At 69.5% G+C, this 24,375-nt stretch carries 21 protein-coding genes; 2 read left to right on the top strand and 19 right to left on the bottom strand.

What is annotated here, in order from left to right; genetic code table 11:
• Positions 1–366: 366 nt before the first annotated feature.
• From AAN986_RS21805 to AAN986_RS21780, 6 genes are all read right to left on the bottom strand, one after another.
• The gene (locus AAN986_RS21805) at positions 367–1,341 is read right to left on the bottom strand and encodes a DNA/RNA non-specific endonuclease (protein WP_047218976.1); all 975 of its coding nucleotides are present in this window, start codon (positions 1,339–1,341) and stop codon (positions 367–369) included.
• Positions 1,342–1,481: 140 nt separating this feature from the next.
• The gene (locus AAN986_RS21800; protein WP_047218975.1) at positions 1,482–2,693 is read right to left on the bottom strand and encodes an MFS transporter; all 1,212 of its coding nucleotides are present in this window, start codon (positions 2,691–2,693) and stop codon (positions 1,482–1,484) included.
• A gap of 11 nt (positions 2,694–2,704) precedes the next feature.
• Positions 2,705–3,052, bottom strand: coding sequence for a DMT family protein (locus AAN986_RS21795; RefSeq protein WP_012203978.1), 348 nt, complete (start codon positions 3,050–3,052; stop codon positions 2,705–2,707).
• A gap of 96 nt (positions 3,053–3,148) precedes the next feature.
• A complete protein-coding gene (locus AAN986_RS21790) occupies positions 3,149–3,817 on the bottom strand; it encodes a hypothetical protein (protein ID WP_047218997.1) in 669 nt (222 codons plus the stop codon).
• 173 nt (positions 3,818–3,990) lie between these two features.
• The gene (locus AAN986_RS21785) at positions 3,991–5,325 is read right to left on the bottom strand and encodes a sigma-54 dependent transcriptional regulator (protein ID WP_047218974.1); all 1,335 of its coding nucleotides are present in this window, start codon (positions 5,323–5,325) and stop codon (positions 3,991–3,993) included.
• Positions 5,310–6,662 (bottom strand): ATP-binding protein, encoded by a 1,353-nt coding sequence (locus tag AAN986_RS21780; protein WP_047218973.1) that lies wholly within the window; start codon positions 6,660–6,662, stop codon positions 5,310–5,312. The genes AAN986_RS21785 and AAN986_RS21780 overlap by 16 nt, the downstream gene beginning before the upstream one ends.
• A gap of 368 nt (positions 6,663–7,030) precedes the next feature.
• Here AAN986_RS21780 and AAN986_RS21775 point away from each other — a divergent pair, with 368 nt between their 5' ends.
• Positions 7,031–7,585, top strand: coding sequence for a hypothetical protein (locus tag AAN986_RS21775; RefSeq protein WP_277849529.1), 555 nt, complete (start codon positions 7,031–7,033; stop codon positions 7,583–7,585).
• Between the two features lie 15 nt (positions 7,586–7,600).
• Positions 7,601–9,043 carry an EAL domain-containing protein gene (locus tag AAN986_RS21770; RefSeq protein ID WP_047218971.1) on the top strand — a complete coding sequence of 481 codons (1,443 nt, stop codon included), beginning with the start codon at positions 7,601–7,603 and terminating at the stop codon, positions 9,041–9,043.
• A 52-nt stretch (positions 9,044–9,095) separates the two neighbouring features.
• On the opposite strand, the gene AAN986_RS21765 is transcribed toward AAN986_RS21770, so the two are convergent.
• From AAN986_RS21765 to cpaB, 13 genes are all read right to left on the bottom strand, one after another.
• On the bottom strand, positions 9,096–10,370 hold the full coding sequence (locus AAN986_RS21765) for a glycosyltransferase (protein WP_203399850.1): 1,275 nt from the start codon (positions 10,368–10,370) through the stop codon (positions 9,096–9,098).
• A 33-nt stretch (positions 10,371–10,403) separates the two neighbouring features.
• Positions 10,404–11,798 carry a sigma-54 dependent transcriptional regulator gene (locus AAN986_RS21760; RefSeq protein WP_016450343.1) on the bottom strand — a complete coding sequence of 465 codons (1,395 nt, stop codon included), beginning with the start codon at positions 11,796–11,798 and terminating at the stop codon, positions 10,404–10,406.
• 47 nt (positions 11,799–11,845) lie between these two features.
• Positions 11,846–14,032 (bottom strand): TadG family pilus assembly protein, encoded by a 2,187-nt coding sequence (locus tag AAN986_RS21755; protein ID WP_241150402.1) that lies wholly within the window; start codon positions 14,030–14,032, stop codon positions 11,846–11,848.
• Between the two features lie 106 nt (positions 14,033–14,138).
• Positions 14,139–14,681 (bottom strand): TadE/TadG family type IV pilus assembly protein, encoded by a 543-nt coding sequence (locus AAN986_RS21750; protein ID WP_013803760.1) that lies wholly within the window; start codon positions 14,679–14,681, stop codon positions 14,139–14,141.
• Positions 14,678–15,193 (bottom strand): TadE/TadG family type IV pilus assembly protein, encoded by a 516-nt coding sequence (locus AAN986_RS21745; protein ID WP_012203988.1) that lies wholly within the window; start codon positions 15,191–15,193, stop codon positions 14,678–14,680. The genes AAN986_RS21750 and AAN986_RS21745 overlap by 4 nt, the downstream gene beginning before the upstream one ends.
• A gap of 33 nt (positions 15,194–15,226) precedes the next feature.
• Positions 15,227–15,667: a DUF3613 domain-containing protein gene (locus tag AAN986_RS21740; RefSeq protein ID WP_047218967.1), complete on the bottom strand. Its 441-nt coding sequence runs from the start codon at positions 15,665–15,667 to the stop codon at positions 15,227–15,229.
• Positions 15,668–15,677: 10 nt separating this feature from the next.
• The gene (locus AAN986_RS21735) at positions 15,678–16,721 is read right to left on the bottom strand and encodes a tetratricopeptide repeat protein (protein WP_349335482.1); all 1,044 of its coding nucleotides are present in this window, start codon (positions 16,719–16,721) and stop codon (positions 15,678–15,680) included.
• A gap of 2 nt (positions 16,722–16,723) precedes the next feature.
• On the bottom strand, positions 16,724–17,728 hold the full coding sequence (locus tag AAN986_RS21730) for a type II secretion system F family protein (protein WP_047218965.1): 1,005 nt from the start codon (positions 17,726–17,728) through the stop codon (positions 16,724–16,726).
• Between the two features lie 54 nt (positions 17,729–17,782).
• Positions 17,783–18,745: a type II secretion system F family protein gene (locus tag AAN986_RS21725; protein ID WP_047218964.1), complete on the bottom strand. Its 963-nt coding sequence runs from the start codon at positions 18,743–18,745 to the stop codon at positions 17,783–17,785.
• Positions 18,742–20,064, bottom strand: a complete 1,323-nt coding sequence (locus AAN986_RS21720; RefSeq protein ID WP_016450674.1) for a CpaF family protein — start codon at positions 20,062–20,064, stop codon at positions 18,742–18,744. Before AAN986_RS21720 ends, AAN986_RS21725 begins: the two co-directional genes overlap by 4 nt.
• A 7-nt stretch (positions 20,065–20,071) precedes the next feature.
• A complete protein-coding gene (locus tag AAN986_RS21715) occupies positions 20,072–21,613 on the bottom strand; it encodes a pilus assembly protein CpaE (RefSeq protein WP_016450675.1) in 1,542 nt (513 codons plus the stop codon).
• A gap of 4 nt (positions 21,614–21,617) precedes the next feature.
• Complete coding sequence (locus AAN986_RS21710) at positions 21,618–23,123, bottom strand: pilus assembly protein N-terminal domain-containing protein (protein ID WP_046239029.1); 1,506 nt, start codon at positions 23,121–23,123, stop codon at positions 21,618–21,620.
• A gap of 25 nt (positions 23,124–23,148) precedes the next feature.
• A complete protein-coding gene (cpaB, locus tag AAN986_RS21705; protein ID WP_016450677.1) occupies positions 23,149–24,195 on the bottom strand; it encodes a Flp pilus assembly protein CpaB in 1,047 nt (348 codons plus the stop codon).
• Positions 24,196–24,375 lie beyond the last annotated feature (180 nt).

Here is a 24,375-nt window from a genome sequence, read left to right as displayed (position 1 = left end):
GCAGCGCCAGCAGCGCGCAGCGCACCGCGCGCGCCCTTCTCCCCACTCCCGTATGTCCGCGCCTGCGGCGTGGCGGTTGCGGGGTTGCAGTCCTGCCGAAGGACAGGACTGCTTCGTGATCTGACTCGCTGCGGTTGTTTGAGCGGCGCGCGAAGCGCAAAGCGAGTTCCGCAGCGAACCCCGCAACCGCCACGACGCAGGTTGCCCGCAGCGAAGCGGAGGGTCGCGGACATCCGGGTCGCCTTCTTTGATCTGACCTTTCTTGGCGAATCAAGAAAGGGCAGTCGGCCGCCGGGCCGAGACCCGGCCTCGAAAAACAACCCCCCGGCAGGGGCAAGAAACAGTTCCCTGGCCCACGCCAGAAGACTAGCTGCGCCCCCTCATCACCCCCGCCAACAACGGCATCCCCGTCCTCCGAGTGAACTCCTCATAACTGATGGGCGCACTCATCCGCGTATCCGGGCTATTGGCCTGCCAGTGCGCCCAGGCACGCCCCGTGCTCGCGTCGTAGACCAGCTTGAAGATATGGCTGGGCACATGGACCTTGCCCGGCCCGATGGTCAGCGGCTGGCCGTCGAACACCGGCCCGGTGAAGACGTAGACATCGCCCTTGGCGCGCTGGGCGTAGCGGCGCGTGTCCTGCTCGACCTTGCTCCAGACGCCGCCGTTGTGGGTCTGGTCCTGGGGAACCATGTTGGCCAGGCTGAAGCTCTGGGCCATGGCCTCGGGCGAGTACATGTCGCCGGCCGGCGCCATGTGGCCGCGCGAGTAGCCGGAGCGGCGGTAGTCGTCCAGTTCGGCACGCTCGGCGCGCGGCAGGCGGGCATCGGCATAGAACTTGTCGCTGCGCTTGAGGCCCTGGCCCTGCTCCAGCAACTGGCGGTTCAGGCGCTCCACCACGAAGACGGGCGTCTTGGTCTGTCCGCTGTGCAGCACGGCGAAGGCGCTGAAGCACAGCTCGCGCTGAAGGGGTTGGACCTGCAGGGCAGGGGGCTCGCCACCGGGGAAGAAATCGCGGCAGTGCGAAAAGCCCGTGGCCAGGCTGCCGGCAGGCGGGCTGGCGCCACCGGAGGCCGTGCCCGAACCTGTCTCCGGCTGCTTGCGCAGGTGCTCCAGCCCGGGGATGGGCAGGGTGGACAGCAGGGGCGGCTCGGGCAGCTTGGGATGCCAGTTCGGGTCCAGGCTGCAGCTGGCGATCTGGAAGGTGCCCGCTGCCGCGACCACGGCGGCGATCACGGAGCGCCACAGTCCGCTGCGGCCGCTGCGGCCGGAGGCTTTCTTCTTGGAGGCGGGGGAGGAACTGCGCTTGCGCGCGGAAGGCTTCTTGTTCTTGACTGTCATTCGGGGGCGGCAGGCGCTGGCCGCAGGGAGGCAAGTCCGCAATGGCGCGGGTTCTGGTTCGGGTCCTAGGAATTCTCCTATGTTTCCAGGCCCCCAAATGTGTCCAGGTGCTCCGAAAGCGAGCCGTGCGCTGCCGGTCCTCAGGCCTTGGGCTGGAGACGGGCCGCCCGGTGTTCGGACGGTGCGCCGAACCAGCACAGCGCCAGGGCCAGCACCGCGATGCCGCCCAGCGAAAGAAAGGCCGCATCAAAGCCGAAGCGCTGCGCGATCCAGCCCGCCAGTGCCGGGCTGGCGGCCGCGCCCAGGCCCTGCAGCGTCATCACGGCGCCCAGGCCTGCGTTGACGTGGCCGGTGCCGCGCAGCGTCTGCGCGACCAGGCCCGGCAGGGCAACGCCCAGCAGCCCGGCGCCCACGCCGTCCAGCACCTGCACGGGGATCAGCGCCCAGTCGGAGTCCCAGGTGGCGGCGACCAGGCCGCGCAGCGGCAGCGACAGCAGGGCCGCCTTGACCAGCAGCCAGTAGCCGCTGCGCTGGGCGTGGCGCCCGGCGAGCAGGGCCATGGGGATCATGACCAGTTGCGCCACGATGATGGTCAGCGCCGTGAAGCCGCTGGGGTTGGCATGGCCGCGCGCCACGGCGGCCTGGCCCAGCAGCGGCAGCATGGCGGCATTGCCCAGGTGAAACAGCAGCATGGCCACGGCCAGCACCCGCAGCGCCGGCGTGCCCGTGAGCACGTGCAGCAGGCCGGGGGCGCAAGGCCCGGCCTGCTCTGGGGGCGGCGTGTCTTGCGGGGTTTCATCCAGCCGCATCAGCGCCAGGCAGGCCAGCGAGGCGCAGCCCATCAGGGCCATGAGCACGAAGACGGAAGGCAGTCCCCAGCGCAGGCCCATGGCCCCCGCCAGTGCGGCCGTGGCCACGTTGCCTGCGTGGTTCCAGGCTTCGTTGATGCCCAGTTGCCGGGGCAGGTCCGTATGGCCGGTGATCTGCAGCGTGATGCCCAGCAGGCAGGGGGCGATCAAGGCCGCGACCACGCCGGTGATGACCTGCGATGCCGCCGTCACGGCCAGCGACGGTGCGATCCAGATGGCCAGGTTGCCCGCCAGCAGCAGGGCGATGGCCGCTGCCAGCAGCCTGCGCTTGCGGCGCGAGGCATCGACCAGCGCGCCCAGCGGCGTGGTGGCCAGCATGCCCGTGATGCCGCCCAGGGCCATGACGTAGCCGATGTCGTCCAGCCGCCAGCCCTGGGCGAGCAGGAAGACGCCCAGGAAGGGGCCCAGGCCGTCGCGCACATCGGCCAGGAAGAAGTGGAGCCCCGGCAGCCAGCGCCGCGCATGGTGGTGTGTGCGGTGCATGGCGGCTTCCTTCAGCGCAAGGGGCCCTTGAACACGAAGAAGGCGCCCAGGCAGATGAAGCCGAAGCCCACCAGGTGGTTGAGGGTGAGCTTCTCGCCCAGGTAGAGCACGGAGAAGACGGCGAACACCACCAGCGTGATCACCTCCTGGATGGTCTTGAGCTCGGCCGCGCTGTAGACCTCATGGCCGAGCCGGTTGGCAGGCACGGCGAAGCAGTACTCGGCCAGCGCGATCAGCCAGCTCACCAGGATGACGAGGTACAGAGGCCGGTTCTCGAACTTCAGGTGCCCGTACCAGGCGAAGGTCATGAAGACGTTGGAGATCAGCAGCAGCAGGACGGGGGCGATCTTGGGGGACATGGCGGGTTCGGTGAAAGCGGGAGAGCAGGGCAGCAGGGAAGCAGGAAACCAGGAAGGGGCAGGAACCCGCCCGGCCCCGGGGACCGGGCGGTGGCGTCAGCGCGCGCGGTCGTACAGCGGCTGCAGGTCCGACAGGCTGGCACCCATGCTGATGGCCTCCAGCGAGGTGCCGTGCGCGTTGCGCGTGCCCAGGCCCGAGGCGGCAAACAGCTGCCCCGGCTGCAGCGGCTGCTGCAGCGCATGGGGGGCAAAGCGCACGATGGCGCCGTCGGACAGGATGACGCCGTTGGCATCACCGCGCGGGCCGGTGAGAACGGCCTCGATGCGGCCCTGGGCCTGCTGCGTCTGCAGTCCGGCCATGCGCAGGTGCGGGGGCATGGGGCGGGCGCGGCCGGGCTCCGGTGGCTGGTCATACACGGTCTGGCCGGTGGCGGTGTTCACGATGGCGTCGGCCTTGACCGCACCACCGGCTTCGCTGCGGCCGATGATGCGCACCGTGTCGCCCACCTTCACGGCGGTCGTCAGCGCATCGGCCATGTGGGGCGGGAACCGGACCACCGTGCCGTCGGTCAGGCGCAGCCCGTCCACTTCCCCGTAAGGATTGGTGAGCAGCCGGGCGACTGGGCTCTCGAGCACGGCCTGCGCGTGCGGCATGGCCGCGTGGGGCGCGCCAGGGCCGTGGGCAGGCAGGGGCGGGGCGGCATGCGCGTTCAGTGCGCTGGCACCCAGCCACAGGGCGGCGGAAGAAAGGGTGAGACGGGTCATGATGGCTCCTGGGTTGGCGATGGACATGCACAGTCCAATGCAAGCGCCATGCCATCCGAAAGCCTCATGAAATCAAGGGCTTGCGGTCGCTGGTTCGGGCCATGTGTCCGAGATGGCGACAGGGGGTGTCACCCATCCGGACACCGCAGGCGGCGCCTGTGCCCGCTGCTGCCTCAACCCAGGCCGAACTCCGCGAGCTTGCGGTACAGCTGCTGGCGCGACAGGCCCAGGCGGCGTGCGGCCTCGGCACGGTTGCCCATGGTTGCGGCCAGGGCGCGCGTGACCATTTCACGTTCCAGCTGGGCGACGGCGGGGGCCAGCGGCCCGTTCCAGTCGATGGCGGGGCCGTTCGCCGCCGCAGGCTGCAGGCCGATGTGCTCGGGCCCGATGACCGGCCCGGGGCACAGCAGGGCCGCGCGCTCCATGGCGTTGCGCAGCTCGCGCACGTTGCCGGGCCAGTCGTGCGCCAGCAGCAGGCGCGCGGCGTCGGCCCCCAGGCGCTTGGGCGAGGCGCCGCCTCCTTGGCGCAGGAAATGCTCGGCCAGCAGCAGCACGTCGCCCAGGCGCTCGCGCAGCGGCGGCAGGTGCACGGGCACGACCTGGAGCCGGTACCAGAGATCCTCGCGAAAGCGCCCCTGCCTGACGGCGTCCGGCAGGTCGCGGTGCGTGGCCGCGATGATGCGCACGTTCACGGGCAGCGCCCGGCTGGCGCCCACGGGCGTGATCTCGCGCTCCTGCAGCGCCCGGAGGATCTTGGCCTGCGTGGGCAGCGGCATGTCGCCCACTTCATCGAGGAACAGCGTGCCGCCCTGCGCCTCGCGAAAGCGCCCGGCGCGGTCGCTGGCGGCGCCCGTGAAGGCGCCCTTCACATGGCCGAAGAGTTCGCTTTCCATCAGGTCTGCCGGAATGGCCGCGCAGTTGACGGCCACGAAGGGGCGCTCCGCCCGGGCGCTGTTGCGGTGCAGCGCCCTCGCCACGAGTTCCTTGCCCGTGCCGGTCTCGCCCAGCACCAGCACGGTGGCGTCGCTGTCCGCCGCCAGGCCGATGCGCTTGAAGACCTGCCGCATGGCCTCGCTGCCGCTGACCAGTTCACCATCGTCATGCATCTGCGGCTGGCCGGCTTGGCCGTCCCCGCAGTCCTGGGCCGGCCCTGCGCCTTGCAGCGCGCGGTCCAGGGCCTCAACCAGGGCGGTGCGGGCGATGGGTTTGGTCAGGTGGTCGAAGGCGCCCAGGCGCATGGCCTCGATGGTGTTGCCGCCGCTGGCGTAGGCCGTGAGCATGATGCAGGGCGCCCGCGAGAGGCCGCGGGCCTTGCGCAGGAAGGCCAGGCCGTCCTCGCCCGGCATGCGCAGGTCCACGATGGCCGCATCCACGGACCCGGCCTGCAGGATCTGCAGCCCCGCCGCCACGGTCGGGGCCTGGCTGACCCCATGGCCCAGGTCGCCCAGCATCTCGGCCAGGCTTTCACGGAAGGCCGTGTCGTCGTCCACGATCAGGATGCGGGCCATGGAAATTCCATTTCTATGCGGGTGCCTTGTGCAGTCTTGCCTTGTGCAGTCTTGGCCAGGGCGATCCGGCCGCCGTGGGCCTGGACGATTTCGCGCACCAGCGCCAATCCCAGCCCGGTGCCGCCGGGGCGTGCGGTGGTGAAGGGCTCGAACAGCGTGTCGCGCAGTTCGGCCGCGATGCCGGTGCCGTCATCGGCAATCCACAGCCGCAGGCAGCCTTTGGCGTCCCGGTCCGCGCCCAGTTCCACCCGGCCGCCGTCCGCCGTGTGCGCCAGGGCGTTGAGCAGCAGATTGTCCAGCGCGCGGGCCATCTGTGCGGGGTCCAGCAGCGGGCGGCGCCCTTCCTGCAGGTCCCGGGCAAGGCCGGCGGACACCGCCGTTGCCAGCTGCACGCCGCTGGCCTGGGCCATTTCTGCATGGGCCTGGAGCCTTTCGTCCAGCAGCTGCTGCAGGTCCACGGGCTCCGGGTGCACGCGGAAGGGCTGGGTCAAGGCCAGCAGGCTCGATACCAGGTCTTCCAGGCGCGCGGTCTGTGCCAGCACGGCCTCCAGGGCGCCCTGGCTGCGGGCCTGCCGCAGTGGCTCGGGCGCGGCCAGGGCGTTCTCGGCCTTCATGCGCATGGTGCCCAGCGGGTTGCGGATCTCGTGTGCCAGGCCGGCCGACAGCCGGCCCAGGGTGGCCAGCCGTTCGGCGCCGAGCAGTTGCTGCTCCATCTGTGCCGACTGCCGCTGCCAGCGCCGCAGCATTCTGCCCAGCCACAGGCCCGAGACCAGGACCATGCCCAGCAGCAGGCTGACAGCAAGGATGAGGGGGTTGACCACGTCGGCGCTGATCAGGGGGACGCGCATCAGCGTCCAGGCCACCAGGGCGGGCGCATCGGCCTGGGCCGGGCAGGCGGCAAAGACCACCGCCTCGCGCAGGCCGGGGCGCAGGTCGGTCACCAGCCCGGCGCTGTCCCGTGCGCGCTGGGCGGTGGAGGCGATGCGCTCCATCTCCGCACTGGGCGCATCGCGCTTGATGCCCGAGCCGTCATAGGTGGGAAACGCATAGGCCACCACGCCGGGGCCCTCGCGCCAGAAGCCGCCCTCCATGCCGGGGCGCTCGCGCAGCGCCAGGTCCAGCACGGCCTGCGCGGCGGACCGGGCCTGGGCAGATGGCGTATCTGCCGTCAGCCCCGCCAGCCCCATGCGCACGGCCCCGGCCTGCAGCGCGCTGCAGCTGACGCCTGCGGCGTCGCGGGCGCGGGCAATCTGCGGTTCGGTGCCCTGCCGGGTCAACAGCAACAGCAGCCACGCCAGCACCAGGGCGACGGCCGAGATGGTGAGCCAGAGGATCACCAGATCCCGTTGGATGGACTTTTGCGGGGACAGGGCCGGCTCCTGAAGTGATGCGCTGGAACATACACCGAAAGGGGGGCCGCGCCTGGCAGCCAGGGCAGCGTCGTCCTGCGCAGCCGCCGTGAAAGTAACGCCGTGGCGTGCCGGCGTTACGTGACATCGCCCGTAACGCTGCGGGGTGACACAGTGGCGGCTGCGCCTGAGTGCCCAAATAAATCAATAGGTTACAGATGGCTTTGCGTCGGATGAAGACGCCCAGGCCCATGGCACGCTTGTTGCAACAGGATGCAAAAAGCTTGTCGCAGTGTCTGGAAAACCGTGTGCTGCGCCGGCCGCCCCATTGATCGCTGTCTTTCGGAGGAGAAACCATGGCCGCTGTCTCGTTGTCGTTTGCAGGCATGCCCCTGCCGCGACTGCGCGCCTACCCGGAAAGGGCGCGCAGCAAGCCGTTGAACGTACCCGCGTCGTTTGCGTCTGCCGCCGTGCCGCGCACCGCTGCGCGCGAGGCGGGCGACGGAAGCCCCCATGCGCAGGTGGCGCAGGCGGCGCCGGTGGCGCTGCTCACGCGGGTGAGCGAGGGCGTGCGCATCGTGCGGCGCAGCGATGTGATCGTGGCGCAGGCCGGCGCCTTGCTGCAGCAGGGCGACCGGGTCATCGTGCCGCAGCAGGGCAGCGCGCAGGCGGTGTTCCAGGAGCAGGACGGGCAGGCGCTGCTGGGCAGCTTTGCCGGCGGAACGGATGCCACGCTGGCGTATTTCAGCCGCAAGGCGGATGCCTGCTCGGTGGTCTTTGACCTGGTGGCCGGCCATGTGGACCTGGCGCTGTCGGCCGTGGATGGCGGCATGCTCGGCGGCGGGCCGGCCGGCCGGGGGCGCAGGGCGATCGGATTTCACTGCTATTCACAACCCATTGCAGGCCGTTGAACGAAGGCGCTCACCATGCACGACATCATCGAACCCTCGCACAGCGACATGCCCCTGGATCTGGCCATCTGGCTGCCGCCCCTGCAGGCCTGGCGCAGCGTCTATGGCAACGGTTTCTGCGACGAGGCCATGCAGGCCTGCATGGACCGGCTCAAGGGCCTGGGCATCGATGCCCAATCGCTGGAGCGCGCGGGCGATACGCTGCTGGTTCGCGGGTTCGACCCCCGCACGCTGGCCGACACGGTGCTGCCCGGCCATCATGCCCGGCATGGCTGGATGCATGCGCTGGAGTCCGCCCTGGTGAGCGAGCCCGTGGTGCACGGCTCGCGCCAGGCCTATCTGCGGGCCGAGGTGCAGGCGCTGGGCTGCGTCTCCTTCGCGGGGCTGCACGAGATACGCGGCAAGGGCCACGCCACGGCGGGCGGCCAGGACATGGCGGTGCGCAGAATGCCCGCCAGGCTCATCAAGGGCTACCAGGCCGACATGCAGCTGGCGGGCCGCCTGCTGGACGATCTGCGGCTGGGCCATCTGGCGCTGGCATTCCAGCCCGTGACGCTGCTGGAGCCCGGGGGCATGGCAGGGGGAGGCAGTGGGACCGGCACGGGCCGCACGCTTTACCACGAGTGCCTGTTGCGCCGCAGCGTGTTCTCTGCCTACGACAACTATGCCGTGCCCCATGCCATCGAGGCGCTGGAGCGGCTGGGCCTGGCCGCGCGGCTGGACCGCAGCGTGCTGTGGTCGGTGATAGGGGCGCTGGAGATGAAGACCGGCCACAGCCTGGGCTGCAATCTGTCGGCCGCCTCGTTCTGCGACGAGGCCTGGTGGGAAGGCGTGTTCGACTATCTGGAGGAGCGGCCCGAGATCGCCCAGCGCCTGGTGCTGGAGATCACCGAGACCGGTGTCTTCCCCTGCGAGAAGGCCGCGCTGGGCCTGGTGCGGCACCTGCAGATCCTGGGCGTGCGCGTGGCGCTGGACGACATCGTGCCCCGGCGCGGCGGCCTGGACATCCTGGGCAAGCTGCGCGCCAACATCGTCAAGATCGACAAGTCCGTGCTGGACCAGAGCCTGCAGGCCCGGCCTTCGGCCCGGATGCTGCAGGGCCTGATCAGCCTGTGCGCCGACCGCGGCGCCTGCGTGATCGTGGAAGGCGTGGAGTCCGCCCAGGGCATGGAGGCCGTGGCGCTTGCGGGGGCGCATGGCGTGCAGGGGTTTTTCATAGCCCGGCCATCGCTGCATGGGCTGCTCGACCAGGTGGTGTGCGTTGCCGATGTGCTGGAGGTGCTGCAGGCGTCCGAGGCGCAGGAGGGCGACGCGCTGGACATGGCACTGAGCATGGCCCTGAGCTGGAGTGGCATGGACCGTGTGACGGCTCTTTCGGCTGCCGACGGCGGGGCTGTCGGGGCCGTCGGCGCTGTCGGCGCTGTCGGGGCCCCTGCATCGGCGCTGTCCGCCGCCTAGGCGCGCAAGGACCCGCACCTGAACGCAGGCCGAGCCCGGCCCGCATTGCACCTTACTCCAGCATCAGCGGGCTCGCCTTGCGCCGCGCCATGGCCAGGCGGAACAGGTCCATGAAGCGCGGTGCCACGTTGGAGATGTGAAAGCGCTTGCCCGTCTCGCGCGCGGCCCGGCTGTAGCGCTGGCGCCGGGCCGGGTCGTCGCGCAGCTGGCGGATGGCGCCGATCCAGGCGTCGTCGCTGTCGGGCAGCAGCAGGCCGTTGACGTCGTTTTGCACCAGCTCCGGCACAAAGCCCCAGTTCGATCCGATCACGCAGCCGCCGCGCGCCAGGATCTCCATCAATCCCCAGTTGGCCACGCCGTAGCGCAGCGGGTAGAGGAACAGGTCCACCGAGGCCAGGGTGCGCGCGAACTCGTCGTACGGTAGCTTGCCCGGGAACTCCACCACCTGTGCGGCCGGGTGGATCTGCAGCAGATGGTCGCGGAAACTGGCCACCTTGCCCTGGTAGCGGCGCTCCACCCATTGCTGTTCGTAACCATAGGTCACGGCCGTGGGGTCGCCCAGGGCGATGAAGCGCATCTGCTGGCCATCGCCCTCGCGCACCAGGCGGTCGACCAGGCGCATGAAGGTCTCGAAGCCCTTGGAGCTGGACAGGTCGCGCGATGAGAAGGCCACGGTGAAGCGCGCGTCCTGGCGCGGCACCGGCTCGGCCTGCTCGTCAGGGGCCTGGATGTCGAAGCCCTCGAACTGCACGGCCACGCGCTCCTGCAGCAGCGGCGGGAACAGCGAGCGCGCATGGGCGCTGGGCGCGATGGTCAGGTCGCTGCACAGCACCTGGTGGTAGTGCAGCATTTCCATGTTGCGGTCGGCCAGGCGCTGGGACAGGTCGGGCGGGTAGTCGGGCTCGTTGCCATGCACGCGGTAGCTGGGGAATTCGATGTAGCTGACGATGGCGGCATCGATCTCGCCGTACAGCAGGTTGGGCGCGGCCCACAGCGAGTGGGCGACCACCACGTCGATGCGCTTGCCCTTTTCCTTCTCGAAGGCCTGCAGGCCCTGCAGCAGGCCGCGGCCTATGCGCGCCGAGCGCTCCACCTTGCTGGAGTAGTAGTAGCTTTGCGGGCCGACGATGTCGCCATCGGGCCGGAACGACAGCAGGTGGTCGCACTGGCTGGCGTAGTTCTCGGCATGGCCGGGCATGGTCATGAACCAGCTGTCGGCCGCGCCGCTGGCGCGAAGGTGGCTGCACAGCAGGCTGTACTGGCTGGGGTAGACGGCGCTGACGAAGATGATGACCGGCTTGTCCTGCATGTTCGTGGAAGTCTCCATGGCGTGGGGGATGGGATGTGTCGGAGGGCGTGCTCAGCCCGGCACGGGCACTTCGGGCTCGCCGTCGCTGATCTGGTACTTGCGCATCTTTTCCCAGAGCACCTTGCGGCTGATGCCCAGGTGCTGGGCCGTGTTCTGGCGCTTCCAGTCATTGGTGTTGAGCGCCGCGATGATGCGGTTGCGCTCGTCCATGTCCCAGTTGCTGCGGTCGGCCAGCAGGGGCTCGGCGGCGCCGGCGTCCGGCGGGAAGGTGGTGGCCGACAGGGCCTGGGCGTGCTGCAGGATGCGCTGCGTGGCGCCGTCGGCGTTCCAGTCGCGCGTCTGGCGGGCGGCCACGCCGATGCGCTCGGCCAGGTTGCGCAGCTCGCGCACATTGCCGGGGAAGTACATCTGGGCCACGGCGTCGAGGATGAAGAAGGGCGGCTCGCCCAGCTCCTTCATCGTGGCCTCGCCCACCACCTTGTGCAGGATGGCGTGGAAGATGGCCAGCTTGTCGGCCTCGCCGCGCTCCTCCAGGCTGGGGATCTGCAGCTCGATCACGGCCAGGCGGAAGAACAGGTCGGCGCGAAAGCGTCCCTCGCGCACCAGCCCGCGCAGCGGCTTGTTGGTGGCCGCCACCAGCCGGAAATCCAGCCGCACGGCGGCGGCCGACCCCAGCCGCGTGATGGCGCGCTCTTCCAGCACGCGCAGCAGCTTGACCTGCTGGTACAGCGGCAGGTCCGCGATCTCGTCCAGGAACAGCGTGCCGCCGTTGGCCTGCTCCAGATAGCCCTTGTGGGCATTGACCGCGCCCGTGAACGAGCCCTTGGCGTGGCCGAAGAACAGGGACTCGAACAGCCCGTCCGGGATGGCGCCGCAGTTGACCACCACGAAGGGGCCCTGGCCGTAGCGGTTGTTGCGCTCGTGCAGCCGCTCGGCAATGCGCTCCTTGCCCACGCCGGTCTCGCCGATGATGAGCACGCTGTGCTCGCAGTCGGCAAAGGTGTCCACGTCGCGCAGCAGGCGCTGCATGCAGTCGGCCACGGCGATGATGTCCTCCGAGCGCTGCACCTGGCGCTGGTTGCTCTGCATGCGCCGCAGTATGCGCACCAGCATGGCCCGCAGCTCGGCCCCCGTGAAGTCGAAGGGCAGCACATGCGAGTACTCCATGGCATAGGTGCCGGCGTTGGCGTCGCGCTGCTTGGCGCTGACCCACAGCACGGGCATGCCGAAGGTGCCCTCCACGCCCTGGCGCGTGAAGCGCGCGCCCTCCAGCACCGAGACGCTGACCACCGCGATCGCATTGCCCAGCTCGCTGGTGTCGGCGGGCAGGGTCAGCCCGTCGGCGCGCACCACGTCCACGCCCAGGTTGAGCACGCAGCGCTCCACCCGCTCGGCGATGTCGGCCTGGCCTTCCCAGACATAGATGACGAGCTCGTCCAGATTCACGTTGCATTCCCTCGTTGTCGATTCATGGATTGGATGGCCTGTGCAGTTCAAAAAACCAGTTGCGCCGTGTCGCAGCCGATGGACAGGGCCTTGATGTCGGTGCGGCCTACCTCCAGGCCCAGCGTGTCCTTGAGCACCGTGGTCAGCAGCCCGCCCACGCCATTGAGGATGGGCTTGAGCACGCCGGTGATCACCGGCTTGAGCAGGGTGCACAGGGCGCCGGTGCAGGTGAGGTTGTTGTCGCGGTTGAGCAGGGACTGGATCTCGGGGCTGTTGGCGTTGATCGCGTACAGGTACTGCGGGTGCGAGGTCAGCAGCTTGGTCACGTTGTGCTTGACGCAGCCGTTCCAGTTGAGCAGCGAGCTGAGCAGGCCCGCGCAGCTCTGGTAGCCGTTGTCGTAGGTGGAGATGCCCAGCACATCCAGCAGTCCGCCGGGCACGCTGGTGTAGGAGTTGAGGGCGGCCGAGAACGTGCCGCTGGGCCAGCTGGAGGAGGGACAAGCGAACAGGAAGCAGGATGTGGCGATGGCGTTGTTGAACGTGAAGTTGGAGGTGAGCAGCTTTGGCATGTAGTCCGGGTCGCCGGGCACACCGCGCCCGTTGAGCAGCAGGTTGGTCACGCTGGTCACGTTGTACAGGCCGTTGACCTTGGCGGCATCCAGGTAGGACTCCAGCAGCCGCGTGGTGATGTCGGTGGGCGTGGTGCCCGGCGGCTGCAGCAGGCCGCTGAGCAGGTTGAGCAGGCCCGTGACGATGTTGTCGACCGTGTCGCCCAGCGCCAGCTGGTTCACCTGCGTGGAGCGGTTGGTCTTGGACCAGTTGGGGTCGGCCGGATCTTCGTAGCCCGGCTCCATGCCCAGGCCCGTGGTGGAGTCGGTGTACTCCAGGGCCGGCACCCACAGCTTGCCGGTCAGCACGGGCAGGTGCAGCAGGGTGATGAGCTGCTCGTCCTGCAGGCCCTTCTCGCAGCTTTGCTTGTTGGCCGGGTCCATCTTGCCCACGCAGGCGTTGAGGATGGAGGACTTGACCGACAGGTCCATGGTCTGCGGGCTGGCGCTGCACTGCAGCGCCGTCAGCGTGCCCGTGGCGTTGGTGATGTCCACGGCAATGGGCAGCTTGACCTGGGTGCCCAGGATGTCCTTGACCAGCCATTTGAGCGCGCCGCCCAGCAACTGGTCCGTGTCCACGTTCAGGTTCAGCCGGATCTGAGCGCTGTAGCCCTGCGTGCCGACGGGGCCCACGGCAATGGTGGGCGGCTGCACGATGGTCAGCTGGGCCTTGATGAGGCCGGCCACATCGAGCTGGTTGGCCTGCAGCGCATGGCCGTTGGCGCCGATGGCGATGGCGGTCTTGAGCACGTCGCCGATGCCCAGCTGCACGTCCATGGCCGCGTTCAGCGGATCGGTGCGGCCGGCGCCCAGGAAGGCGAACAGGCCCTTCTGGTCATCCAGGCTGCCCAGCGGGATCTTGATGGTGCTCAGGCCCGCGTTGATGATCTGGGTCTTGAGCGCGTTGAGCTGCACGGCCAGCGCGTTGTCGGTGATGGCGCTGATGGAGGCATCGATCACGTTCAGCAGGGTGACGCTGGCGATGTTGGCCAGGCCCTCGGGCGACAGCGCGCGCAGCTGCTCTATGCCCAGGTTCACGCCCAGGGCCTTGAGCAGGCCGGCCGGGCTGATCTTGGCGTCGGCCAGGCCCTTGGAGTCCAGCAGGGTCAGCATGCCCACGTCCAGCCCCACCAGGCCCAGCAGCCCGCCCAGCGGCGTGTCCTTGTTGAAGCGCAGCAGCTGCGAGCCCACCTGGAAGGACGCCACCGAGTCGTTGCGCATGGCAATGGCCTCGGCCACCACGAGGCGGCTCCAGGTGCCGGGAAAGATGGTGGGCGAGGTGCCGCCCACCGTGACGCGCGCCGCGTTGAGCGGGCCGGAGGCGGCGTCGAAGAAGCGGCCGCCGCTGGACTGCCTGGCCGGGTCCGCCGGGTTCCAGTTGCCGCAGCTGACCAGGGTCTGGGCGCTGCTGCGGGTCAGGGGAACCGGCCAGTTGGCCGTGATGCTGTCCTCGCCCGCCGTCACGCATGCGGCGCGGTTGCTGCGCTCGGCATTGATGGCCTGGGCCGCCTGGGTGGCCGCCAGATCGGCAATGCGCTGCAGGTCGCGCTTGGCGTAGTACATGTAGCCCAGGTCCACGACGCCGAGCAACAGGAACAGCACCGAGCCCAGCAGGGCGAACTGCACGAGCAGGCTGCCGCCTTGCCGGCGCCCTTGTCGGCGCCCTTGCCGGAGCGTTCGGGGGCGGTGTGCGTATGCGGGGAGGTGGGTGAGCATGCTCTGGTCCTCCTGTCTAGCTGCCGGGCGCAAGCCTGATCAGGCTGCGGGACTCCAGGCGCGTGGGTTCGCCCAAGGTCTGGCTGCCCACCTGCAGGCCCTGGCCCAGCACGGGGGGAAGCATGTAGACCACGCTCAGCGTGGCCTGGGAAGTGCCCCAGTTGATCTGTATCTGGGTGGGCGCCGTGCCCGCTGGAATGCCGCTGGCCGCCAGGCTCTGGTTCACCACATCGCTGGTGGCCTGCAGGATGTTGGCGCGTTCGGCTGGCTTGGCCGGGTTGTAGCCCGCCATCCCGCCAAACGCCAGATGCTGGACCATGCGCGCACCATCGCCCGTGGCACGCGCCAGCGACTGCTGTGCCTGCAGCACGCGCCAGTACACGAACATGCCCATCAGCAGCATCACCATCACCCCGGCGATCAGCGCGAACTCCACCGCCGCCACGCCGCGCTGCCGCCTGTGCAGCCCTGCCCCGCGGGTGTCGCCGGTGGCCCGTATGCCTCCCTCCCGCGAAGCGAGAGAGGGGGAAGGCGCGAAGCGACTCAGGGGGAGCTTCATAGCCCCCCCCTGTCCACCATGATGTTGGCGCTGGCCGTCAACGTGGTGGGCATGACCAGGCCGAAGCCCGGCAGGGCGGGCGCTATCGGGCTGGTTCCATAAGGGATGGTGAAGCCCACGCGCACCATGCAGCGTTCGGCAACCAGCACGCCGCAGGTCAGCGTGGCCGAGCACAGTTCGCTGTTCTGCAGCCTGCAGATGCGCACGTCGATGCTGCCAGCCGTGGGCCTCAGGTCGGCGGGCAGCCAGTCGAGCCGCTGCTGCACCAGGCTGCGGGCCGCGTCCAGGCGGGCGCTGCGGCTGGTCTGGTAGCGCAGCGTGGCCCGCGCGGCGTCTTCGGCGGCGGCCTGCATGGATTCGCGCACCAGGAACGCCAGCCCGTAGCTGATGCAGGCATACAGCAGGGCAAAGAACACCGGGAAGATGATGGCCCACTCCAGCGCATACACCCCCCGCTGCCGCAGGCTGGCAGATCGGTGGGGGCGGTGAGCGCGGGGTTGGCGCCGGGTCATGGTCGTTCCTGCAAGCCGTGGCCGGGGCCGGCCTCAGTTCTTGCCGCCGGCTTCGACGCCGGTCTTGTACAGGGCAGGGATTTCCGTCTCGAAGCTCTTGAGGTAGCGCGCATAGCTGCGCCGCGCCTGCTCGCCCGCGATGGGGCGCGCACGCTGGCCCGGCTGGCTGTGCTGCATTTCCAGCAGCCGCAGGGTGCCCCCGCCGATGTCGATCTCGCGCCGGGGCAGGTACATCACGGTTCCATCGGGGTTGGTGTAGAGCGTGTAGCCGACCAGGATGGAGTCGGTGGAGGGCTCGGCGAACACATGGGGCCGTGCATCCACCTGCTCGGGCGGGCTCTGCACTTCGCCGAAGGCCTGGGCATGCAGCGCGGCCGTGGGAAGCAGGGCCAGGCCGGCGGCCAGCAGCCAGGGGGCCAGAGCGTTGGCGACTGCAGTGCGGCGCGGTGGGGCCATGCGGTATGTGTCTGGCATGTCGTGCTCCTCAAAGTGGCGAGGCCGGTGCTGCGCCTGCGGCGCCGGGCGGCTCGGAAAGAAGAATGCGCCGGGTGATGCCGGCCGGCAGGGTCTCGGGCAGGGCCTCGGTGGCGCGTGCTTCGGGGCGGGTGCCGAGGGTCGGCACAGGGGGTAGTGCAGGGGGCACCACAGAAGGCAGCACAGGGGCGCTGGACACAGCGGCACCGGCACCGACCTCTGCGGGCAGGCTGTCGCCGCGCAGGCGCACGGCATCGCGCACGCTGGTCAGCTGTGCCTGCAGGGTCTGCAGCGAGGTCTGGTCGATCATGGGCAGGGCGCCCTTTGCCTGGGGCTGGGCCAGCTGGCGCAGCAGCTGCGACGCCTGGGCCTGGTTGCCGCTGGCCAGCCAGAACAGCGCCATGTTCAGCTGCACCCGCGCGTTGGCCGGGGCGAGTTGCGAGGCCTGCATGATGGGCATCTGCGCGGCGGCCAGCCGGCCGTCGAGCATGTGGGCGTAGGCCAGGTCACTGAGCACGTTGGCGTCGATGGGGTTGAGCTGGCGCGCCTTGTCCAGCTGCTCCACGGCCTGGCCATACTGGCCCTGGCTTGCGTACAGCAGGCCCAGGCCGCGCCGCGCCCGCGCCGTGGTGGCGCCCTGCAGCAGCGCCAGGTAGGCCTGCCGGGCCTGCTCGACCTGGCCGGTGTTGCGCAGCGCATCGGCCCGCATCAGGCGCGACTCCGGGTTCACGCCGTACTGCTGCTCGAAGGCTTCGGTGTGCGCCAGCGAGGCATACCACTGGCCCGCCTGCTGCATCTGCGTGATCAGGTCCAGATAGGTCTGGGCGTTGTCCACCTGGGTGGCCTGCTGGGCGTTCTGCAATTGCTGCTGGGCCTGGGCGGCGGTTTCCTGCTGCGCGGAAGGGGCGCCGTAGCCCTGCGGCCCCTTGCTGGCGCAGCCGGCCAGGGCCAAGGCCAGGGCTGCCAGGGCTGCCAGGGTTGCAAGGGTTGCAAGGGTTGCAAGGGGTGCCGGTGCTGGCGTCCGCCCTGCGCGGGTGTTTTCCTGGTGTCGCATGCCTAGCGTCCTCCCATGGTGGTCAATGCCCTGATCACGGCCAGGAAGCCGGGGCCCGCCGTGATGACGAGCAGGGCGGGCAGCAGCGTGAGGACCATGACGCCCGTCATCTTGACGGTGATGGAACCTATCTTTTCCTTGAAGCTGGCCTGGCGCTTTTCGCGCAGCCGGATGCTGAATTCCCGCAGCGGCTCCTGCACGGCGCCGCCATGCTTGTCCACCTGCACCAGCAGGTTGACGATGGCGCTCATATCGTCGTCGGCGCTCATGTTGACCATGCGCTGGAAGGATTGCTCGCGCGTGCGCCCGGTGTTGTAGAGCTGGTTGGCCAGGGCCAGTTCTCCGCTGATGACGCGCAGCACGCTCTTGAATTCCGAGGCCAGGATCTGCAGGCTCTGGTCCACGCTCAGGCCCACGCCCTGCAGCAGCCGCAGCAGGTCCACGAACAGCGGCAGTTCCTCGACCACCTGCTCGCGCCGGCCCTTGGCCCGCGAGCGCAGAAACCATTTGGGAAGCATGAGCCCCAGGCTCACCCCGAGAAAGCCGTAGATCAGCGCCGCGTTTTCGCCGGGGCGCAGCACACCCAGCGCCAGCAGGGGCAGGACCACGCACAGCACCATGCGGCTGGCCACATAGGCCATGCTGCCGTTGCGCGTGCCCACGCCGGCCTGGTCAAGCAGCTTGCGGTCCTCATCGGCCAGCAAGGCCTTGGCCACGCCCCATTGCAGCCAGGCCGGGGGCGGGAGGTTGGCGGCCACCGCCTGTGGCGAATCGGAGGAGCGCACGTTGATGGACAGCGGGTTGAGCAGCTGCGCGTCGTTGGCCTGCAGGGCGCTCTTCGTGGCGGCCTTCGGGGTCGATGCGGTATCGCGCGCCTGCAATATCCTGGCGACCTGGCTGGAGGCACGGGCCGAGCGCCACAGCTTCCACACCAGGGCGCAGGCCCACAGCACCAGTCCCAGCGCGCCCAGGCTGATGCTGGCGATCCACAGTTGCTGCGTGGTCATGCGTGGCTCCTTGCGCAGACGGATGGGTGGGCCTGTGCCTGTGCTGTCATGGGTTCACCTCAGCTTGGCCAGCCGGTAGAGAAGAAAGGCGCCCAGGGCCTCCAGGGCGGCGGCGACCAGGACCATGGTCTGGCCGCTGTCGTCGTTCCACATGCGCATGAAGTAGCCGCGGTTGATCACCATGATCAGCGTCCCCACCACCAGGGGCAGCAGGGCCAGCACCCAGGCCGACATGCGGATCTCGGAGGACAGCGCATGCAGCTCGCGCTCGGCGGACTGGCGGTCGCGGATGTAGGCCGAGACACGCTCCAGCACCAGGTCGGCGCGCCCGCCGTAGCGCACGCTCATGCGGAACACGGCGGCCAGCAGGCCGAATTCGGGCAGGCGCCAGTTGCGCTCCAGCTGGCCCATGGCCTGCCCCAGGTCGGGCGATGCGCTGAGCATGGCCGCCGCCTGCTGCAGCGCGTCGCCCAGCGGATCGGGGACGTTGTTCAGCGCCATCTGGAAGGCCGCATGGGGCGAGTTGCCGATGGAGATCAGGCGGACCATGTTGTCCAGGAAGCCGGGCAGTTGCTGCAGCAGTCTCTCGCGGCGCTTGGCCTGCCGCCGCCAGATGCCGAAGGCCAGCACCACGGCATACAACACGGCCACCACCAGCCCCGCGGCAGCACCTGCCTGGCTGGTCGCCAGCAAGGCCAGCACCAGGCCGGTGATGGCGAACAGGGCCAGGGTGTTGGACGAGATTCCCCAGGACTGGACGCCCAGCCGCTGGGCCAGCCACTGCACGGCAGCGGGTGAGGGCGCGGACTGCGCCGCGGGGGCGCGGAAGGCGGGCTCGGCCATGGGCGGGGAGGGCGAGATCACCTCCCGGTGGCCGTCCACGCTGCGCTTCATGTGCAGGTTGATCGACTGCTCATGCTCCTTGCGGCGCCCGCGCATGATCACCCACAGCGCCAGTGCCAGCAGCAGGCAGGCCAGCGCGCCAAGGATGAGGATCACGGGTGCCAGGCCTGTCATCGCACGCCTCCGCTGCCTGCCTGCTGCTGCGAGCGCCACCAGCTCAGCAGCTTGGGCGAGTGGGGCGAGATGCCCAGCGAGACCCAGTGGTCGATTTCCTGCCCGTCGCCGCCGACCTGGGGCTCGTAGCGGTACAGCTCCTGCATGGAGATCATGTTGTCGGTCATGCCCGTGACCTCGGTCAGCGACAGCAGGCGCCGGCGGCCGTTGGACAGGCGTCCGATCTGCACGATGAAGTCCACGGCATTGGCGATCTGGCGGCGCAGGCTGACCTCGCTGCCCTGGAAGCCCGCAAAGCCTGCCAGCATCTCGGCCCGGTACAGGCACTCGCGCGGCGAGCTGGCGTGGATGGTGCCCATGGAGCCGTCATGGCCGGTGTTCATGGCCTGCAGCAGCTCCAGCACTTCGCCGCCGCGCACTTCGCCGACGATGATGCGGTCGGGCCGCATGCGCAGGCTGTTGCGCAGCAGGTCGCGGATGCTGACGTGGCCCGAGCCGTCGAAGCCGCCGGGGCGGCTTTCCAGCCGCACCACATGGTTGTGGTTGAGGGCCAGCTCGGCCGTGTCCTCGATGGAGACGATGCGCTCGCTGGAGGGGATGAAGCTGGCCAGCGCGTTGAGCAGCGAGGTCTTGCCCGAGCTGGTGCCGCCGCTGACCAGGATGTTGCAGCGCGCCTGCACGGCCATCTCCAGGATGCGGCAGATGTCGTGGTTGAAGGTGCCCAGCTGCACCAGCTCGGAAGGCGTCAGCGGGTCCTTGCGGAACTTGCGGATGGAGACCGAGGGGCCGTCGATGGACAGCGGCTCGATGATGACGTTGATGCGCCCGCCATCGGGCAGGCGGGCATCGACCATGGGGCTGGATTCATCGAGACGCCGGCCCAGCGGCGCCAGGATGCGGCGCACGATGCGCAGCACATGCTCGTCGTCCTTGAAGTGCAGGGTCTCGCGCTGCAGCACGCCGCCGCGCGAGACGTAGATGTTGCCATGGCCGTTGATGAGGATGTCCTCGACCCGGGGGTCCTCCAGCAGCGGCTGCAGCGGTCCCAGTCCCGTGAGTTCGCGCGTGAGGGCGCGCGCCACCTGCAGCGCCTCCTGCTCGTTGACGGGCACGGAGTGCAGGCGGATGAAGCTGTCCAGCTCCATCAGCACGAACTGCGCGATGGCAGCCTGCGACCAGCGGCCGAACTCGGCGCCCAGCTCCTCGATGCGGCTGAGCAAATGCTCGTGCGTGCGGTTCTTCAGGTCGAGGAACAGCGCGCTTTGCTCGAACTCGCTGGCCTGTGCGTCCGCCAGATGGGAATAAGCCGTGGTCGTCATGGTGCGTTCAGCTTCTTGTTCGGTGGAAGAAACGGTTCAGTCCGCGGGCGGGCGCGGCCTGATCGCCCGCATGGGCCTGGTGGTGGGTGGTGATCAGCAAGGTGGCGAGCTTGTCCACGGCCTGCACATAGGGCTCCCGCTGCAGGCGGCTGGGCAGCAGCTGGCCCTGGTTGACGGCCTGGGCCAGCTCCCGGCGGCGCTCGGGGATGGTGGCCAGCAGCGGCAGCTGCAGCTGCCTGGCGATCTGCTGGGCCTCCAGTTCGAGCTGGCTGTCGTGCCGGCTGACGATGAGGTGCATGCGTTCGCGCTCGATCTTTTGCTCGTCCAGCTGGCGCAGCAGTTCGGTGGTGGAGACCACGCTGGCCACGCTCTGGTCGCAGACCACCCAGACCTGGCTGGCGCGCAGCGCCACGCGCATGGCCAGGTGGGTGGGGACGACGGCGCCCAGGTCGGCAATCACGTGGCGGAAGTACTGGCGCAGGCGCAGCAGCAGGGCATCGACGTCGGCATACGAGACATCGCGCAGGCGGCTGGACTGGCGCGGCAGCGTGAGCATGCGCAGGCCGCTTTCGTGGCGTGACAGGCCGGTGGAGGCCAGGCGCCGGTCGAAGCGGCGCAGGTTGTTGACGGCCTCGATGAAGTCGAAGTCGCTTTGCGTTCCCATGTACAGGGAGCAGTCGCCGCTGGGATTGCCCAGGTCGATGAGCAGGCCGTCCAGCGTTTCGTTGCTGATTTCGCTGGCGCTGATTTCCTTGCCCTCGATCCGGCCGTGCAGGCGCTTTTGCAGATACCAGGCCAGGTGCGAGACCAGCAGGCTGCTGCCCAGGCCCGCGCGTGCGGACAGGATGGCCGTCAGCGGCGCGCTGGGCGCGCTGGACTGCGGTGCCGGCATGCGCTTGATCAGCTCGCGCACGGTCTGCAGCGCGGTCTGCACGGGCGCGTCCACGTCCAGGAAATCCTGCACGCCGGCACGCAGGGCGGCCAGCATGCACTGCGGGTACTTGGTGCGGCCCACGGCCACGCAGGGCAGGTGGGGGTGGGAGATGTGCAGTTGGGAGGCCAGATGGGCGGCCTCGTCGGTGGACAGCGGGTCGAAATGCACAAAGATGGCATGCGGCATGAAGCGCTGTACCTGCTCCGTGATGTTGTCCTGGAAGCGCGCCACGTGCAGCCGTGTGCCGTCCAGCATGCGCTGCATCCAGGACTGGGCCAGCGCGCTTTCGGGCGTGCCGGCATGGATGAACAGCAGCTCCATCTCCAGCACATCGTCGAGCGGCTGTGGCGGCTGGCGCAGCGCGGCAGTCGATGCAGCGGCGGACGCCGCTGCGGCATGGGGCGGCGCCATCCTGTCCGGTGGCGCCTTGTCCAGCAGCGCCTTGTCCAGCAGCGCTTTTTCCTGGGCCATCGCGTCGGTGGCGGGCTGCAGCTTGCCGGCCAGCGAGGTCGAGGAACGCAGACCCAGCAATGTCTCCAGCGAGGTGGGTGAGCCGATGGCCGGCGAGCCTGTGGCGTCCACAGGCGAATCGGTTGCGGTGGGCTTGCTTGTCATGTCGTCAGTACGAGAAACCGGGTACGGCGGTGTCTTGGTTCATTCCGCCGGCGAGGTAGGGCAGCCAGACCTTGCCGGCGTTGCGCTGCTCGGAGCGCGCGCCCGGCAGCAGGGCTTCGAGGTTGGTGCTGGCGGGCAGCGGGTGGACCAGGCGCGGGGTGACGATGATCACCAGCTCGGTCTCTTCCTGCGTGTAGTTGAGGTTCTTGAAGAACGTGCCCAGGATGGGCAGGTCGCCCAGCACGGGCACCTTGCTGACGTTGGAGGTGGTGGCGCGGCTGACCAGCCCGCCGATGACGAAGCTCTCGCCATCGGCCAGCTCCACCGAGGTGTCCGCGCGGCGCGTGCGGATGGCGGGCACGGTGACGCCGCTGATGGTCACGCCGCTGTTGAAGTCCAGGTCGCTGGCCTCGGGCGAGACCTTCAGGGCGATGCGCTCGTCCGACAGGATGGTGGGCGTCAGCTGCAGCTTGATGCCGAATTCCTTGTACTGGATGGCAATGTTGCCGTCGCGCGCAGGCACGGGAATCGGCAGCTCGCCGCCGGCCAGGAAGCTGGCGTTCTGGCCGGTCTGTGCCAGCAGGGTCGGCCGGGCCAGCACGCGGGCCATGCCGTTGCCCTCGAGGATGCTCAGCTGCGTGACGATGCCGGCGCCACTGAAGGCCTTGCCGAAGGTCATCACCAGGCTCATGGCGCTGGCAATGGCCGAGGAGGTGTTGTTGGACACGCTGCCCGATCCCGTGTTGCCCGAGCCCGTACCGCCCGACCCGGTATTGCCCGTTCCCGTGCCCGTGCCGTTGGTATTGGTGCTGATGCTGCCGACCACGCCGGGGCTGAAGCTGCCGAAGCTGAAGCCCTGGTTGTTGCGCCCGCCGCTGTAGATATTGACGCCTACGCGCTTCATGGCGGATTTCTTGAACTCCACCACCTGCACGTCCACCTGCACGGTGTTGCTCCTGACATCGATCTGCGCGTTGTCCACCAGCGGCGTCTGGGCGGGCGCGCCCAGGCGCAGTTCGGCCACGGCCTGGGCATGCTCGGGGACCGAGGCCAGCCGCTTTTCCAGCAGCAGGTGCTGGCCTCTGACCTGAACCTCCCAGCGCTGGGGAACGCCGCCCTTGCGGGGCCACACCACCAAGCTGGTGCTGCCCTGGGCCTTGGGCGTGAGCAGCAGCTCGGTTCCGCCGGAGCCGGAGCCGGAGCCGGCACTGGCGCCGGAGCCCGGCGTGGCGCGCAGCAGTTTCACATCCAGCACATTGGGGTCGCCCACGGCGATGCGGACCGGGGCGTCGGCCAGCGCCATCAGGTGCTGGCGCCCGGCCACCAGCTGCAGGGATTCGCCAGGAAGCATGTCGCCGGCACCAGGGTTGGCCATGCCCTGGCCGGCAGCGGTGTCCGCTGGGGCAGACACCGCTGGCGTCAAGGCCAGCAAGGCCATGCTGCCGCACAGCGTCCAGACCGCCCTCTGCAGCGGCGTTGCCCCGGCCGTCGAGATGTTCTTGCACTTCATGGCATCTCCCTCTTGTTGTGTGTTGTCAGTAGTTCACCATCTGCACGGCCGCTCCGTTGTGCAGCTCCACCGTGCGTTCGCGCGGGGCCCGCTGCGGCTGCGGCCGCACGGCGGGCGCGAGGGCCGTCATGGGCTGCGCGGCCGGCTTGCGGATGTTCCTGGCGTCGGCGCCGGTGGCCAGGTCCTGCATGCGCAGGCCGGCGAAGGCGCGGTCTGCACCCTCCAGCGTCTGGTCCTTCCTGAGGCGGCCGGCCACCGGCTGCAGCGCGCCGGGCAGGGCGGCGAAGAGCTTGGGATCGGGCACGGACAGGTCGTCGGGGTTGCGCAGGGCCAGGGTGAGCTGGCCGAATTTCTCGGCCAGCGTGAGGCGCTCCACATCGTCCAGCGGCACGGCCAGCACGGCCGATTGCACGTTCTCCGGGCGCTGGCCTGCCTGATCGCCGGCGCTGGCGCGGCGCAGCGGCGAGCCTGACGACTCCTTGTCCTGCTGTGCCTGGCGCTGGGCCGCCGACAGGGGCGGGCGCTCGACGCTGCCGGCGCCATAGGCCAGCACGCGGCTGCGCGCCAGCAGCAGCCGGGTCTGCGCGTCCACGGGCGCCTGGTCGGACTTGCCGTCCAGCGTGAAGTAGACATCCACAAAATCACCGGGGCGCACATGGTGGCCTGCGGCCATCTGCTCCCGGATGGCAATCGCAACGGCCCGCTGGCCCGGCTCCAGTTGCAGCGCCAGGCCGCTGAGCAGTTGCTGCTCGAACAGCGGGGTGCCCGGTGTGAGCGGCATCAGCGTGGTGCGGCCCAGCACGTCGTCGGTTGCGGCAAAGCTGCCCGGCACGGGGGCAGGCAGCTGGGCCAGCTTCACATCGTCGCTGCCGATGCGCTGGCCTGCGGCAATGGCCTGGGCCACGACCACGACGGCGTGCAGCTGGGCCGGTTCGGGGGCCGGCTGCGACGAGGCCGCGGGGGAGGGGGCAGCCACGGGGCGTGCGGGCTGGCTGCCCAGCATCCAGGCAAGGCCCGCAAGCACGATGGCAAGCCCCACCAGCAGTCCGGCAAGAATCTTGGTGAGGTTCATGGCTGGGACTCCTGGTGCAAGTGCGTTGCGACGGTGTTCAGGGCCGGGGGCTGCCCTGGCGCTTTCCTGCCATGGCGGAGAAGCTCCTCCAGGGCAGGAAAGCGTCCAGGCAGCGCACGGCCATGGCGTGTGGCGGAGCCGGTCCATGGACGGCGTGGAGGCAGGCAGGTGACAGGCATG

The sequence above is a fragment of the Delftia sp. DS1230 genome, assembly GCF_040112715.1.
Lineage (GTDB): Bacteria > Pseudomonadota > Gammaproteobacteria > Burkholderiales > Burkholderiaceae_C > Comamonas > Comamonas tsuruhatensis.
This window is presented reverse-complemented; position numbering and strand designations above follow the sequence as displayed.

Excerpts from the sequence above, each read along its gene's own strand:
- AAN986_RS21805 (WP_047218976.1), bottom strand. The coding sequence starts at position 1,341 with ATGACAGTCAAGAACAAGAAGCCTTCCGCGCGCAAGCGCAGTTCCTCC.
- AAN986_RS21800 (WP_047218975.1), bottom strand. The coding sequence starts at position 2,693 with ATGCACCGCACACACCACCATGCGCGGCGCTGGCTGCCGGGGCTCCAC.
- AAN986_RS21795 (WP_012203978.1), bottom strand. The coding sequence starts at position 3,052 with ATGTCCCCCAAGATCGCCCCCGTCCTGCTGCTGCTGATCTCCAACGTC.
- AAN986_RS21790 (WP_047218997.1), bottom strand. The coding sequence starts at position 3,817 with ATGACCCGTCTCACCCTTTCTTCCGCCGCCCTGTGGCTGGGTGCCAGC.
- AAN986_RS21785 (WP_047218974.1), bottom strand. The coding sequence starts at position 5,325 with ATGGCCCGCATCCTGATCGTGGACGACGACACGGCCTTCCGTGAAAGC.
- AAN986_RS21775 (WP_277849529.1), top strand. The coding sequence starts at position 7,031 with ATGGCCGCTGTCTCGTTGTCGTTTGCAGGCATGCCCCTGCCGCGACTG.
- AAN986_RS21770 (WP_047218971.1), top strand. The coding sequence starts at position 7,601 with ATGCACGACATCATCGAACCCTCGCACAGCGACATGCCCCTGGATCTG.
- AAN986_RS21765 (WP_203399850.1), bottom strand. The coding sequence starts at position 10,370 with ATGGAGACTTCCACGAACATGCAGGACAAGCCGGTCATCATCTTCGTC.
- AAN986_RS21750 (WP_013803760.1), bottom strand. The coding sequence starts at position 14,681 with ATGAAGCTCCCCCTGAGTCGCTTCGCGCCTTCCCCCTCTCTCGCTTCG.
- AAN986_RS21745 (WP_012203988.1), bottom strand. The coding sequence starts at position 15,193 with ATGACCCGGCGCCAACCCCGCGCTCACCGCCCCCACCGATCTGCCAGC.
- AAN986_RS21740 (WP_047218967.1), bottom strand. The coding sequence starts at position 15,667 with ATGCCAGACACATACCGCATGGCCCCACCGCGCCGCACTGCAGTCGCC.
- AAN986_RS21735 (WP_349335482.1), bottom strand. The coding sequence starts at position 16,721 with ATGCGACACCAGGAAAACACCCGCGCAGGGCGGACGCCAGCACCGGCA.
- AAN986_RS21730 (WP_047218965.1), bottom strand. The coding sequence starts at position 17,728 with ATGACCACGCAGCAACTGTGGATCGCCAGCATCAGCCTGGGCGCGCTG.
- AAN986_RS21725 (WP_047218964.1), bottom strand. The coding sequence starts at position 18,745 with ATGACAGGCCTGGCACCCGTGATCCTCATCCTTGGCGCGCTGGCCTGC.
- AAN986_RS21720 (WP_016450674.1), bottom strand. The coding sequence starts at position 20,064 with ATGACGACCACGGCTTATTCCCATCTGGCGGACGCACAGGCCAGCGAG.
- AAN986_RS21715 (WP_016450675.1), bottom strand. The coding sequence starts at position 21,613 with ATGACAAGCAAGCCCACCGCAACCGATTCGCCTGTGGACGCCACAGGC.
- AAN986_RS21710 (WP_046239029.1), bottom strand. The coding sequence starts at position 23,123 with ATGAAGTGCAAGAACATCTCGACGGCCGGGGCAACGCCGCTGCAGAGG.
- cpaB (WP_016450677.1), bottom strand. The coding sequence starts at position 24,195 with ATGAACCTCACCAAGATTCTTGCCGGACTGCTGGTGGGGCTTGCCATC.